The organism is Flagellimonas yonaguniensis (assembly GCF_029193885.1).
Classification (GTDB): Bacteria; Bacteroidota; Bacteroidia; order Flavobacteriales; family Flavobacteriaceae; genus Flagellimonas; species Flagellimonas yonaguniensis.
Genome location: NZ_JARFVB010000001.1, coordinates 38,902 through 53,803 on the forward strand (window position 1 = coordinate 38,902; position 14,902 = coordinate 53,803).

Genomic DNA, 14,902 nt, shown 5'->3' on the forward strand with positions numbered 1-14,902 from the left:
CTTTATCAATCAATGTTTACAAATAATAAAATTATGTTTCAAATTACTCAAATTTATAAGAAAACAACCACACTTTTCAGTTTAAATTATTGTTAGCGATCCATTATGTTTTCTCAAGTGTTCTAGTTACATCAAATTTTCCAAATACCTCCTATATAAATTAAAATGTTGTGTTTACGACTTCATCCCAGATTTCGGAAAATTCAGGTTATATTAGCGTGCACAACCAGCTAAACAAATCGTTTTGTCCGTGGACAAAACATCAAATATTACAATATGGCACTTATTTCGTTTTTGGGATTCACCCTATTGGTAGGAATCATATCATGGTGGTCCGTTAGAAAAACCGATGAAACATCATCCGATGGTTACTTTTTGGGAGGCAGAAGCCTTACTGCAGGGGTTATTGCAGGTTCCTTGCTCTTAACCAACCTATCCACGGAGCAAATCGTGGGACTCAACGGTAGCGCGTACAAAGACGGGCTCTCCGTAATGGCATGGGAAACACTGGCAGCACTTGCCATTGTGGTCACAGCTATGTTCTTGCTCCCACGGTACCTCAAGGGTGGACTGACCACGGTGCCCCAATTTTTGGCCAAACGTTTTGATGTTACCACAAAGACCATAACCTCTGGATTGTTCCTCACTGGCTACGTAGTGGTACTACTTCCGGTAATACTGTATTCCGGTTCTGTCGCCATTAGCGGCATGTTCGATGTCCCCAAGCTATTGGGTGTTTCGGATTCAACGGCCTTGGTTGTTTGTATCTGGGGTATAGGGATCATTGGTTCCATATATGCCGTTTTTGGAGGGCTGAAGGCTGTTGCCGTTTCGGACAGTATTAATGCCGTGGGACTGATCATCGGTGGGATCATGATTCCTGTTTTTGGTTTGATGGCCATAGGGGATGGTAGTGTACTTGGCGGATTGGACACATTGATGTCCGCAAATCCAGAGCGTTTTGATTCAACTGGAAATCCGGGCCAAGAAGTGCCCTTTTCCACCATTTTTACCGGAATGATGCTGGTTCAGCTTTTCTACTGGGGGACCAATCAACAAATAATTCAACGAGGCCTGGGGGCCAAAAACCTTGCTGAAGGACAAAAAGGCCTCTTACTGGCTGCATTTTTAAAGATTTTGGGACCTATTATCCTGGTGTTGCCCGGAATGATCGCCTATTACTATTTTGAAGGGGGATTGGCAAGCAGTGACCTTGCCTATCCGGAACTGGTACGGGCCGTGCTTCCAAAACCTTTGATGGGCTTCTTCGCTGCGGTGCTTTTTGGGGCCATTTTGAGTTCTTTCAATAGTGTGCTCAACAGTTCGGTGACCTTGTTCGGAATAGACATCTACAAGCAGCACATCAACAAAAATGCATCGGAAATGACCGTGGTAAAATACGGCAAGGTGTTTGGCGTATGCTTGGCGCTTGCCGCCATGTTCATTGCACCGCTTATTGCCAATGCAGGCAGTTTGTTCAACTATCTGCAAGAAATCAATGGTATTTACAGCATACCGATTTTCACGATCATTGTAGTGGGGTATCTCACGAAAAGGGTTCCTGCAATTGCGGCAAAAATCGGTATTCTTTCAGGATCTATACTTTACATCATTAGCCAGTTTATCATTGGACCAAAAATGGTGGCCAATGCTTTGGCGGAAGCAAAGGCCAATGGAATTACGGACCCTGCCGAGCTCAACTTGATAGAGGCGGGCGCCTATCCTCATTACCTGCACGTGATGGCGATTTTGTTTATTTCCAACATCATCATCATGCTGGTCATTGGAAAATTCTACCCAAGAAAAGAGCCTTTCCAATTGGAGTACACCAAGCAGGTGTCCATAGAGCCTTGGAAGCATGTGAAACTGGCAAGCGCCTTCATCGCTATAATCGTAATCGGGATCTACATCTATTTTGCGAAGTAGAGAACAAGATGCAACAACACAAAAAGTCTGGAATTTCCAGACTTTTTTTTATAAAATACTCTTTAAAAAACTTTCTTTATACGCTCTTCCCATGGGTATTCTGGCGCCATTGGTCAACAATACCAGATTTCCTGATATCCTGTCTATCTTTTTGGTATTGATAATGTGGGATTTGTGTATCTGATAGAATTGACTACCGCCCAAGACTTCCTTCCAATGGCGTAGGGGCTCATTGGACAATATTTTCTTGTCCTTGAGATGTATTTCGGTATAATCCGAATCCGAGGAAATGGTATAAATATCCTTTACCAGAACTTTGATGTGCTCATGGCTGGACTTTACATAAATCTCCGTTAGTGGAGCTATATCATTTTTGGACACGATATGCTCATGCTTGGCATTCACTTTATTGACCGCTTGCAAAAAACGCTGGAAAGAAAAAGGCTTTAACAGATAATCCACAACGTTCAGGTCATATCCTTCGAGTGCATATTCCGAAAAGGCAGTGGTCAAGATAACATGTGGGGGGTCTGGAATGCTCTTCAGAAAATCCAGCCCGTTTATTTTGGGCAAATGAATGTCCAAGAACATGAGATCCACCGTTTCCTTGTTCAGGAATTCCATGGCCTTTAGTCCATCGGAAAACACTTCAACAAGTTCCAAGGTAGGCACGTCCTGAATAAACTTCCTCAATATTCGCTGGGCCGGTGGCTGATCTTCAACAATAATACACCTCATAACCTATACTTTTTCCAATTCCAATTTCAGGTACACATTATAGGAATTGTCGGCCTCTTCTATTTTCAGCACGTGCTTTTTAGGGTACAATAGCTCCAAGCGTTTTTGCACATTTTTTAACCCTATTCCCTTGGCAACACTATCCAGACTAAAGCCTGGCTCATAGTTGTTCTTGCAACGGAACTCCAATGTAGAGTCGCTCAATTTAACGGATATGTCGATCTCAATATCTGAAGATTGACCCGATTGACTATGTTTGAAGGCATTTTCAATGAACACGATCAAAATCAAAGGGGCAATCTTATATTCACCTTCTATTTTGTCCACATCAAAGTGTACTTCCCCCCTATCCTCTATTTGCAATTTGTACAATCGGATAAAGTTGCCCAACTGCTCCAATTCCTTTTTTAAAGGTACGAACTGTTCCTTGGATTCGTACAACATATATCGCAATACCCCACTCATCTCCAAGATGATTTCTGGGGTTTTTGGCGATTCCTGTAAGGCATAGGAATATAGGTTGTTCAAATTATTGAACAAAAAATGAGGATTGATCTGGCTTCGTAAAAACTGTAGTTCGCTTTCTTGTATCGTGGTCTCCAACTCATCTATTTGAGCTTGTTTTTTGAGGGCATCCCATCCAAACTTACCGCCTGAAAGGATGGTCATGACAGGCAATGTGCCCAAAAGGGCGATATATATGCCCGGAAAATGATCCCCTCGTTTTGTACCAGGATACATGAGCGGTTCCATCACAAGCTCCTCAATACAGATGACCAATGCCACCAACAATGCAAAACCCATGAAAAATTGCCAATACTTCTGTTTGTACAAATATTTGGGCATCAAGAAATAGGTTACCCCAATAGTGGCCAAGCTGTAATACAATAAAAATAAGACCCTATTCAGATTAATCACTTCCTCATTTCTGTCAAAAGAGAAAAACAAAAGCACAATACTGTGCAACACAATTTGGAAAAGAAGTTCTTTTTTGGAAATCAATACCTTATAATTATTTAGCTTCAAAATTATGTATAAAACATCTGCTAGGAAAAAGCAGCTTTACCAACAACCAAGTTTACCCCCTCAACGACATTTTAACCCCATACAATATATTTAATCCATTGGTTGGATGGAGGTTAACATATGTCGTTTACGGAAAATATTTAGTATTTACTTTACTAATGATCATATTTGGAACGAAACCATTCCAAAATGGTTAGCTTTAAACCATATACACTTAAATCACACAATCATGAAAAAGACATTTTTTACCTTGGCATTTATGACTACGCTATTGGTGGCGGCCCAATCAACCTGGAAATCGGACGGAGCCCACTCCAAAGTTGGCTTTGCCATTACCCACTTAATGATTTCCGAAGTAGAGGGGCATTTCAGTGAATTTGATATCACTGCCACAGCTACCGATACTTTTGATGAAGCCGAATTTTCCGTTGACATTAAAACAACCAGTATCGATACGGATAACGATAGGCGGGATGATCACTTGAGAAGTGCCGATTTTTTTGATGCTGAAAAATACCCGTCAATTTCCTTTAAAAGCACAAGTTTTGAAAAAACAGGGGATAAAACCTTTGTGCTCAACGGGGATTTAAGTATGCACGGGGTAACCAAACCTGTAACCTTGGAAGGAAAGGTAAACGGAATCATCTCAGACCAAAGAAGCCAAAAATTAAAGGCCGGTCTAAAACTTACCGGCACTATTGACCGTTTGGAATTTGGTGTGGGCGGCAATTCAGCTTCGTTGGGAGATGATGTGGAAATGACCATCAACCTGGAAATGGCACAACAATAAAAGCTAATTCTATATGATGTAAGAGGCTGTCTGAAAAGACAGCCTCTTACATTTGTATCTCCCCCCTTGGACTCGAAACCAAATATCCTCTGATCAGCAGCGTTACTGAATGGGATGCATGCAAATTCCAAAACTAAATGTAGTGTTTAAATACGTTTTGCTTCCAAACAAAATCAATTGAAACCAACTATTAGCGTACACTTTTTATTACTTCTTTGCATACATTCGTATGGTCACATACAGTTCAATCCCATTTCATCTGTTGAAGTCGCACCGCATTCAATATAGCCAGCAAGGCAACTCCAACATCTGCAAATACCGCTTCCCACATTGTTGCCATGCCACCAGCACCTAAAATCAACACCAATGCTTTAACTCCAAAGGCCAAAGCGATATTCTGCCAAACGATTCGACGGGTAGAACGCGCAATCTTTATAGCTCTCGCTATTTTACTCGGTTGATCGGTCTGAATGATTACATCCGCGGTTTCTATGGCCACGTCGCTGCCCAAGCCTCCCATGGCAATCCCCACATCACTGATAGCAAGTACGGGAGCATCATTAATGCCATCCCCAACGAAAGAAATGACATTGTCCGATCGTTGTTTCAATTTTTCCACTTCATTGAGTTTGTCCTCTGGCAACAATCCTCCCTTTGCCCAATCCAGACCCAGCTCCATGGCTACTTTCTGGGTAATGGAATCCTTATCCCCTGATAGTATGATGAGTTCTGAAATCCCAACATTTCTGATTTGCTGGACGGCCTGGTGCGCATCTTCCTTAAGTTCGTCGGCAATGGTCACATACCCTAAAAAATCGCTATCCACACCCACCATAATGATGGTCTCCACAATGGAATCGGTTTCCGTAGGGACCGTTATCCCATTTGCATCCATCAAGGCCCTGTTTCCCACAAGGACTTTTTTTCCGTTCACAATACCTTTCAAACCCTTTCCCGCCAATTCGCTTACTTCCACAGCTTTGCTGATATTGCCATTTTTGTATTGCAATATGGCTTGGGCAATGGGATGGGTGGATTGTGCCTCCATGGCCATGAGGTAGCCCATGAACTCCCTTTCTTCCATCCCAAAGGATTTGATTTCCTTTATTTTGAAAACTCCCTTGGTAATAGTCCCCGTTTTATCCATGACAATGGTATTCAACTTGGTCATAGCATCCAAAAAAGAAGCTCCCTTAAACAATATTCCATTTCGGGAAGCGGCACCAAGACCACCAAAATACCCTAAGGGTATGGAAATGACCAGGGCACAGGGACAGGAAATCACCAAAAAAATCAGTGCCCGGTACAGCCAATCCTTGAATATATAATCTTCCACAAAAAAGTACGGAAGGAATGTGAGGGACATGGCAAGGAACACCACGATGGGCGTATAGACCTTGGCAAACTTTCGGATGAACAGTTCAGTCTTGGATTTTCGGGCAGTGGCATTTTGTACCATATCCAAGATTCGGGCAATGGAACTATCCTTGAATTCCCTGGTTGTTTCCACTTCAATGACCCCTTCCAGATTGATGCTCCCCGCATAGAGGTTCTCTCCTTTTTGAAGGGTGTTGGGTTTGCTTTCGCCCGTAACGGCGGCCGTGTTCACCACTGCCTTTGCTGAAAGCAATACTCCATCCAACGGAACCTTTTCACCTACACGTACCTTAAGGTGTTCCCCTATTTTGACGGACTCCGGGCGCACCGTCACAAAATCTCCGCCCCTAAACACCAATGCCTCATCCGGTCTGGCATCCAAAAGAGCCTTGATATTTCCCCTTGCCTTGTCCACAGCAGCATGTTGGAAGAGTTCCCCCACAGTATAAAACAACATGACCGCAACACCTTCGGGGTATTTCCCAAGGATGAACGCCCCCAAGGTTGCAATGGACATCAGGAAAAATTCCGTGAATATTTCCCCTTTTTTGATATTTAACCAGCCTGTCCTTAAAATAGGAAGGCCGATGGGCAGGTATGCTCCCATGTACCACACCAAACGAAACCACTCCGGATTCGTATATAGTTTCAGTTGGTCATTGATAAGTCCCTGAACAAGGAGCACAAAACTGACCAAGGGCCATTTGTACTGGGCCCATTTTTTTTCAGAGGGGGCATTGTTGCAGCAACCTTCCCCATGTTGGTGCATATTTGATTCTTCCTGTAAACTCCCAGGGTTTTCTCCCATTTTTTTCATTCCTGCAATTTGCACAAAAAGGACATGCAACGGAAGTGCATTTATATCTGGTTGCATTTATCGCATATTCCCTTCATAACCAAGTTGGCATCTTCGGCAACAAAGCCTTCCGGGAGATTGATATGCGGGATTTTTTGTTCGGTCAAACAAACGGTTTCATTACAGCTATTGCAATGGAAGTGCAGATGCAGGTCCTGCTCCAAGTCACAATTACATCCCGGTTCACAAAGGGCGTATTTCTGAACGCCCGTACCGTCATCAATTTGGTGCGCAATGCCCTTGTCCTCAAAAGTTTTCAATGTTCGGTACAAAGTGGTCCTGTCTGCCTTTAAAAATGCCACCTCAATATCCGTCAACGATGTCGCCGCTTCTTTTTGGGCAAGGTATTTATAGATGAGAAGACGCATGGCCGTAGGACGTATCTCTTTGTTCTTTAGTATGTTTTCAATCTCTTTCATGTGTTTCTTTTTATTTTTTCTCAATGGTCACATGTAACCTTTGATGATTGAAATAATCTTCCCCCTGTGTGTTTAAATACTATTTTAATCATGTCAGTTTCATCAAATGGTTTAAGGTTTTGAGCAAGGCTCCTTATTCCAAAAGCTCTTCTGTTGAGACAACAATGATGCTATTCATTCAAAATCATGGCCATTTTCTTCGGAGGGACATACTCAAAATAACGGCTCCTTACTCGGAATCTGTCGTCCAAAATGACTATTGCGGGCACAGAGAAAGGTTTATCCTTCCTTGAGGCCAATGCCAAAGGTATCTCATGAGTGGGATTTCTTTTTTTGCCCGACTGTGCATTATGGAATGTATCTCCTCCAAAAGAAATGGTATCCTTTGATTCCACATCCATTTTTACTGCATAATATTGGGAATTGATTACAGAAATGACAGCTGGATCCTGAAAAGCGGCCATGTCCATTTTCTTGCAATAGGCGCACCAATCGGCATAAAAATCGATAAGGACCTTCTTTGGCCTTACAGTCAGTGAATCTTCCAATTGCTCAAAGCTTATCCATTGAATGTGCTGTTTTTGCGCATGGAGCGACCCGGCCATAAAGACAAAACATATAATAACGTACAGTTTATTTTTTTTCATGTGTAAGCAAGATAAAAAAAGACCACATCCCATTGCTTTTGAATTACCAGAAATTAATCTACATAGAATAGTGGTCTTTTTCATAAGAAACATTAACTAAACAATCATATCAATGCAGCTTTCCAAGTTTCAGCCCAAAGAAGATGGTTCTCGGCGCATTGGGCCCATAGATATAATCGGAATCCCTTCCTGCCCCCGTATCAAAATCATCTTGAAAGCTGTTGAACAGGTTTTTGATACCACCAGTGAAGGTAACCATGAAATTCTCGTTGAAATCGAAGTGGCTTTCCAATTTGATGTTAAGGTCGTAAAAGGCATCCGTGTCCATAAGTTCCATAAATCCGGTATCACTGATAACGTGGGGTACCGTCATAGACCCGGTATAACTACTTGTAATATCCATATTGAATGCATCGCTGGGCAACCATGAAACGTTCAGGTATCCATAAAGGTTCGGGTTGCGGACAAATTCATCCACATATATATCAAACTCGCCCGGTGTGCCATCGGATTCAAAAAGGGCTTGGGCCTCATCGTACTCAGCCTTTTGCAGGGTACCACCCAATTGAAACTGCCATTGTGGGTCAGGGGATACCCCAAACTCAAAATTGGCACCGTACACCTTGGCCCCAGATCCATTCCTGACCTCCTCCAAAATAGATCCGTTATCCAGTACAGCTCCAGTGCTGACCACAGTAAAGGGCCCTTCAATATCGGTATAAAAGCCTTCGATCAGAAAATCCATCTGCAAGAGACCTACGTTTTTGGAATAATTGAACGAACCGGTATAGGCATTGGAATACTCGGTTTCCAAGTCGTCCGAAAGGATGACAAACTGCGGTTCTCCGCCCACACTGGAAATATGAAGGTCCTCGTTAAAGGCCTGTGGCGCCCTAAAACCGCGGGCATAGCCACCCCTGAACTTAAGGTCTTTTGTAATCTGATAGGCAAGGGTCAGTCTGGGTGAGAATGCTGTTTGCGATATATCAGATTCCCTTTGGATACCCCCAATGGCATAGTCCCCATCAACGGATACATTATCCAATCGAGCACCGATCAAGGTGGTAAAGACATCGGAGAGTTTCCATTCGTATTGGGCATAAGCCCCCAAGGAATTCACTTTTTGATCGATCAAACGATCATATCCAGGGATTCCATCCTCTGTCTTGGCATGGTTGAACTCGGCACCGGAGGTCAGTACATTCTTGTTCTTGAAGGTCTTGGTATACTGCAGACCGTTTACCCAGGCCAGATCTTTGGTGGAACCATAGGCATTATTGGCCGATATACTATCCTGATAGGTCCTTTCGCCACCCAGACCTCCGTAATAGCTGCCCCGGTTCGTATGGGAGGCCGAAGTATAGACTTGATACAGGGAGCTACGGTCTTTACTGTTAATCTCATAATCAGCCCCCCCCAAAAAAGTATTATGGTCCAATTGTTCGGTAATATCCGTAAAATGTGGTGCCAAATCCAGTTTGTCCCCACCCCTACGGAATTCCTTTATCGCATTTAGGTTGAGTGAGACACGACTACGGTCATTCGGCCTCAAAAAGGCCTTGGCCCCCACGGTATTGTTCTGTAGTTCCACCATTTCGGTAAAACCGTCTCCATTGGCATCATAAGCATCCCTGTTGCGGTAATTCCCAAATAGGGTAACCCCGCTGTTAAGATCGTCCGCAACGATGGAGGTATTGAAGGTTACCATGCGATCCACCGCATCCCCGTCCACCAAGGCCATGGTACTACCAATTTCCCATGTGTTCAATATAGGATCCTTGGTGATCACATTAACCGTACCGGCGATGGCATTCGAGCCATAAAGCGCTGATCCACCACTGCGGACCACTTCTACCCGTTCTATAATATTGGTCGGAATCTGTTCAAGTCCATATACGCCGAGCAACGAAGAGAACACAGGCCTACTATTGAGCAAGATTTGGGTATAACCGCCCTCCAGACCGTTCAGGCGTACCTGGGTAAAGCCACAGTTCTGACAATTGGTCTCTACCCTTACACCAGGGGCAAATTTAAGACCGTCCGCCAATGAAGTGGATTGGGTGGCCGTCAACAATTTTGGTTTCAAAGTAGATACCACAACCGGAGCATTCCGACGTTCCACCCGGTTCCGGGTGGCACTGATGACCACCTCGTCAAGGCCAAGGGCATCCTCAAGAAGGGTAAAGTTCAAGGTAATACTTACCCCTGGCATTACCTTCACGGTCTTTGATGCCTTTCGATAGCCCTGTGAACTCACTTGTATGGTAAGTTCCCCTGGCGAAACCTGAAGTTCATAGTTTCCCTTTGCATCCGTGAGTGTACCTTCAGTGCCATTGGCCACAAAGACGGTAGCATAAGGAACAGATCCATCTGCTGTAGCCACATTGCCGGATATGGTGGCTTGGTTCGACTGGGCAGATGCAATTTGCCCGATTAAAATTAAACAAAACAAAAAGTATTTTTCAATATTCATTCAATAATATTTACCTTATTCTTAATTATTTTTTAGACAAATCTAAAAAAAGGTTTTGATTAAAAAAATGTATTTTTGGAAAAAATATTCAAATGACCCGTTCGGAGGAAAATTATCTCAAGACCATCTTTCATTTGGGAGGTAGCAAAACCACTACCCCCATAACCACAAATGCTATTGCAGAACAGATGGAGACCAAGCCGTCATCGGTAACCGACATGGCCAAAAGACTGTCCGAAAAGGGTCTGGTAAACTATAAGAAATATCAAGGGGTATCACTATCGGAATTGGGTATAAAGACGGCCCTGAACATCATTCGAAAGCATCGTTTGTGGGAAGTATTTTTGGTCAGGAAACTGGATTTTACCTGGGACGAAGTACATGAGGTAGCTGAACAATTGGAGCATATCAAGAGTGAAAAGCTGATTGACAAGATCGACGAGCTCCTTGGATTTCCAAAGTATGATCCACACGGTGATCCCATACCCACAAAGAATGGTGATATCGATGAACAAGGGTATGACAAACAATTGTTGAGTGAGCTTCCCGTTGGCACCAAAGGAACCTGTGTGGCGGTAAAGGATAGTTCCGTGCCTTTTTTGCAGTATTTGGACAAGCACGGGATTTCAATAGGCAAGACCATACATATTTTGGGCAAGGAAGTTTTTGATGGTTCTTTGCACCTAAGGGTCGGGAATCGGGAACATACGGTCTCCCAGCAAATTGCTACAAATCTTTACCTTCAGAGCAAATAGGTCATCGCTTATTATTATACTTGTCTAAAATTTTTGTTTAGATTAGACTAAATTTTTAATTTAGCAAAACTAATTAAATAAAAAGCAAAGATCCATTGGACCTTGGCCTTTTACTAGTTACTATAAAGAGAAATATAAATTTTCGATGGAACATCCAATATTGGCACTGGGACTGGGACTACTTGTTATAGTGGTATTGGCATGGGCATTTTGGCCCAAAAAAGGGCTTTTCGCTCGCATGGGCAAAGTTAGGAATAGTTCCCGACGAGTCCTTTTGGAGGATACTCTTAAGTACCTGTTTGATTGTGAGTATAAAGGGAACACTTGTGATTTGAACAGTGTTGCTGGTAATTTGAACATCAGTGCAGACCAAATGGCCAGACTTCTGGCCCATCTCAGGGACATGGGACTTGTGGTCTTTCAGGAACAAAACATACGCCTCACGGATACCGGAAAATCATATGCCCTTCGGATAGTACGTGTACACCGGATATGGGAACGATTTTTAGCAGACGAAACTGGAGTGGAACAGATGGATTGGCATGGCGAGGCGGATATCAGGGAGCACCAGCTCTCCATGGAAGACGCCAACAGGATTGCGGCCCGGATAGGGAATCCGGCATTTGACCCCCATGGCGACCCCATTCCGACCAAAGATGGTAAAATCCCCCCTTTTTCGGGAAAAACATTGAACAGTTTAAAGGAAGGCGAAGTGGCCCAGATTGTTCACATTGAGGACGAACCGCATTATATCTTTGAACAGTTGTCCGCCCAAGGACTTTATCCCGGGATGCAAGTGTACCTTTTGGATGTTCAAGAAGGCAAGGTAACTTTTGCGGCGGATGGGAACGAATGTGTACTGACCCCGCTTTTTGCCTCTGCAATAACCGTTCAACCTTTGCCAAAGGCAAAACCAATACAGGAAGGATATCAAACACTTTCCGATCTAGAGGTTGATGAGACCGCAACCGTTGTCGGGATTTCCTCCTATTGTAGAGGTTTGCAGCGCAGACGGTTGATGGATTTTGGGATTGTTCCCGGGAACACCATAACCGCTGAGATCCAGAGTGCCTCTGGGGACCCCGTTGGCTATCGTATTCTGGGCACTACCATCGCCATCAGAAAGAATCAGGCCGACCTGATTTTTATCAATAACATTAAAAAAGAGCACCATGAGCAGTCAGCCTAATTGTGAAAAATGTCCCGTACATCACAAGGACAACCTTGTTCGCTTGGGAATCAATATGGAAAAGATGGACTATGTAGTGGCCCTTGCCGGAAACCCCAACACCGGTAAGAGTACGGTCTTTAACAACCTAACGGGACTGAGACAACATACGGGCAACTGGCCCGGAAAAACGGTAGGTCGTGCTGAAGGGGCTTTTTCCTATGATGACAAACGGTATAAGATCGTAGATCTTCCGGGCACCTATTCGCTTTTATCCACCAGTACGGATGAAGAAGTGGCCCGTAATTTCATCCTCTTTGGACGCCCTGATGTAACCGTAATCGTGGCCGATGCCACTAGACTGGAACGAAACTTGAACCTGGTTTTACAGATTCTAGAGATAACGAACAGGGCTATTTTGTGCCTGAACCTAATGGACGAGGCGAAGCGGAACCATGTCGAAATCGATGTGAGAGCGCTTTCAAGAGAGTTGGGTATTCCAGTGGTCCCAACTTCCGCCCGAAAACGCGAGGGCATGTCCGAACTGGTCAAAATGATTTCCGAAGTGGCCTCGGGACAATATGTCTGTAAACCCCATAGGACCCGTAACCATTCTCCTCAATTAAAGCGGGCCATTACTAAGCTATCAAAAAAATTATTGGACACATACCCTGGCCTACCCAATGCCGATTGGGTGGCCTTAAGGCTTCTCGAAGGCGACCAGAGCATTATTGAGGCTCTTCATAATGGCAGTCTGGGAGAATTGGTGGAAAATGAAACCCAAATAGAGGTATGATGGAACAGAAAAACAAACAGGTCAATGAGGAAATCTTGGGAATGGCCAACAACCTTAAATGGGAACTGGGCATGGACACCCATGACAGTATTGTATCTTCCCTATATGCTGATGCGGCCCAAATTGCACGTAAAACGGTTTCCATGGATGGTGATCGTCCATCATTTAGTATGGAACGCAAGATAGACAAAGTGGTCACAAGCCGGATGCTGGGGTTTCCCATCATGTTCGTGCTCTTGGCACTAGTGTTCTGGATTACGATTTCCGGGGCCAATTATCCATCTGGACTGTTGGCCTCCTTGTTGGTGGATACCCTGCATCCCCTATTGAAGAATGCTGCGGACAGTGTGATGCCATGGTGGCTTTCTGGGGTTTTTGTCGATGGGGCCTATTTGGCCATGGCTTGGGTCATAGCGGTCATGCTGCCTCCAATGGCGATATTTTTTCCATTGTTCACCCTTTTGGAGGATTTAGGTTATCTGCCAAGAGTGGCCTTTAATATGGACAGTCTTTTTAGAAAGGCCGGGGCCCATGGGAAACAGGCTTTGACCATGAGTATGGGATTTGGTTGTAATGCCGCAGGGGTTATCGCTGCCCGGGTCATAGATAGTCCCAGGGAACGATTGATTGCCATAATCACTAACAACTTTTCCCTGTGTAATGGGCGTTGGCCGACTCAGATCCTTATTGCCACTATTTTTATTGGTGGTATGGTCACACCGTTTTGGGCAGGAATTGTTTCTACAGGAGCTGTTGTAGGTGTGGCTGTGTTGGGAATAGTCTTTAGTTTGATCGTTTCGTGGGGTCTGAGCAAATCTGTACTAAAGGGAGAGGCCTCTACATTCAGTCTTGAACTTCCACCTTACAGGCCACCCAGGATTCTACAGACCCTTTACACCTCCTTGATCGACAGGACCTTGTTCGTGTTATGGCGGGCCGTGGTGTTTGCCATTCCAGCTGGGATTGTCATTTGGTTGGTTTCCAACATTACAATCGGGGATTTGAGCCTTGCGGAACACTTTATCGATTGGTCCAATCCCTTTGCTGTGGTATTTGGATTGAACGGTGTTATCTTATTGGCCTATATTATTGCCATACCTGCCAATGAGATAGTCATTCCCACCATTTTGATGCTTACCGTCCTCGTTACCGGTATGGCCGGAGTGGGCGAGGGTTCTGGTGTAATGTTCGAACTGGATTCCATTTCCAGTACCGAGGGAATTTTAAGGGAGGGGGGCTGGACATTGCTTACCGGCATCAACCTTATGTTGTTCAGTTTGCTGCACAACCCCTGTTCAACGACCATCTATACCATATACAAAGAGACCAAGAGTGCCAAATGGACCGCAGTGGCCACCTTTTTGCCTATTGTGCTGGGGTTTGTCGTTTGTTTCTTTACCGCACAATTGTGGTATCTGTTCTTTTGATTGGTTGGCAAACAAGTATGCCTGTTTCTATAGTAAATAGCTACAAGGAAATTATGAAAAGGAGCAAGGTGTGCAACAGGAATGTAAAAGCAATTTCTTTTCTTCTTCTGGAAGTACAAGTTTTTCTCTTATAAGTGACATTACTTTAAATTTGACCCAAGAATCCTGTGCTTTCAAATATTATGATTAACAAAATGGCCCTCCTGCCATCCCATTGACAATTATTTGGATCAGTTAAGAATTGGATAGCCTTATAGTAATTTCAAAATGACCTATTGAGTGTATAATGAGTGTGAACAAACTGCTGTATGTCCAAATTATATTATGGAGAAGTTAGTGATATAGAACATAAAAATACGACCCCAACAATTTAATGACACTGATTCATCTAAAATGAATTGGTTCAAACCAACCAGTGCAAATAAAAAAGGCTCCAGAGTGTGATTTTCTCTGAAGCCTTGCTTTGTCTGCTCCCCCTCTTGGACTCGAACCAAGGACCCTCTG

General features: G+C 43.9%; 10 protein-coding genes and 1 pseudogene. 5 read left to right on the forward strand and 6 right to left on the reverse strand.

The annotated features are described in order from the left end of the window. Positions 1-276: 276 nt before the first annotated feature. Complete coding sequence (locus tag PY092_RS00180) at positions 277-1,926, forward strand: solute:sodium symporter family transporter (protein ID WP_275613851.1); 1,650 nt, start codon at positions 277-279, stop codon at positions 1,924-1,926. 48 nt (positions 1,927-1,974) lie between these two features. Here PY092_RS00180 and PY092_RS00185 read toward each other — a convergent pair whose 3' ends face one another. Both PY092_RS00185 and PY092_RS00190 read right to left on the reverse strand, forming a co-directional pair. Further along, complete coding sequence (locus PY092_RS00185; RefSeq protein WP_275613852.1) at positions 1,975-2,664, reverse strand: LytR/AlgR family response regulator transcription factor; 690 nt, start codon at positions 2,662-2,664, stop codon at positions 1,975-1,977. A gap of 3 nt (positions 2,665-2,667) precedes the next feature. Continuing rightward, positions 2,668-3,690 carry a sensor histidine kinase gene (locus PY092_RS00190; RefSeq protein WP_275613853.1) on the reverse strand — a complete coding sequence of 341 codons (1,023 nt, stop codon included), beginning with the start codon at positions 3,688-3,690 and terminating at the stop codon, positions 2,668-2,670. A gap of 229 nt (positions 3,691-3,919) precedes the next feature. On the opposite strand from PY092_RS00190, the gene PY092_RS00195 reads away from it, so the two are divergent. Next, positions 3,920-4,480 (forward strand): YceI family protein, encoded by a 561-nt coding sequence (locus PY092_RS00195; RefSeq protein ID WP_275613854.1) that lies wholly within the window; start codon positions 3,920-3,922, stop codon positions 4,478-4,480. 244 nt (positions 4,481-4,724) lie between these two features. Here the strand turns inward: PY092_RS00195 and PY092_RS00200 are convergent, their stop codons facing one another. The 4 genes from PY092_RS00200 to PY092_RS00215 all read right to left on the reverse strand — a co-directional run bounded on the left by PY092_RS00200 (position 4,725) and on the right by PY092_RS00215 (position 10,252). Further along, the gene (locus tag PY092_RS00200; RefSeq protein WP_417958142.1) at positions 4,725-6,674 is read right to left on the reverse strand and encodes a heavy metal translocating P-type ATPase; all 1,950 of its coding nucleotides are present in this window, start codon (positions 6,672-6,674) and stop codon (positions 4,725-4,727) included. Positions 6,675-6,715: 41 nt separating this feature from the next. After that, complete coding sequence (locus PY092_RS00205) at positions 6,716-7,132, reverse strand: Fur family transcriptional regulator (RefSeq protein WP_275613856.1); 417 nt, start codon at positions 7,130-7,132, stop codon at positions 6,716-6,718. 170 nt (positions 7,133-7,302) lie between these two features. Then, positions 7,303-7,779 (reverse strand): thioredoxin family protein, encoded by a 477-nt coding sequence (locus PY092_RS00210; protein ID WP_275613857.1) that lies wholly within the window; start codon positions 7,777-7,779, stop codon positions 7,303-7,305. A gap of 109 nt (positions 7,780-7,888) precedes the next feature. Beyond that, positions 7,889-10,252 carry a TonB-dependent receptor gene (locus PY092_RS00215; protein WP_275613858.1) on the reverse strand — a complete coding sequence of 788 codons (2,364 nt, stop codon included), beginning with the start codon at positions 10,250-10,252 and terminating at the stop codon, positions 7,889-7,891. Positions 10,253-10,344: 92 nt separating this feature from the next. Here PY092_RS00215 and PY092_RS00220 point away from each other — a divergent pair, with 92 nt between their 5' ends. From PY092_RS00220 to feoB, 3 genes and pseudogenes are all read left to right on the forward strand, one after another. After that, a complete protein-coding gene (locus PY092_RS00220) occupies positions 10,345-11,007 on the forward strand; it encodes a metal-dependent transcriptional regulator (protein ID WP_275613859.1) in 663 nt (220 codons plus the stop codon). A gap of 145 nt (positions 11,008-11,152) precedes the next feature. Further along, positions 11,153-12,196, forward strand: a complete 1,044-nt coding sequence (locus PY092_RS00225; protein ID WP_275613860.1) for a metal-dependent transcriptional regulator — start codon at positions 11,153-11,155, stop codon at positions 12,194-12,196. Then, positions 12,180-14,398, forward strand: a pseudogene (gene feoB, locus PY092_RS00230) (ferrous iron transport protein B). The gene PY092_RS00225 and the pseudogene feoB overlap by 17 nt, the downstream one beginning before the upstream one ends. Positions 14,399-14,902: the final 504 nt, after the last annotated feature.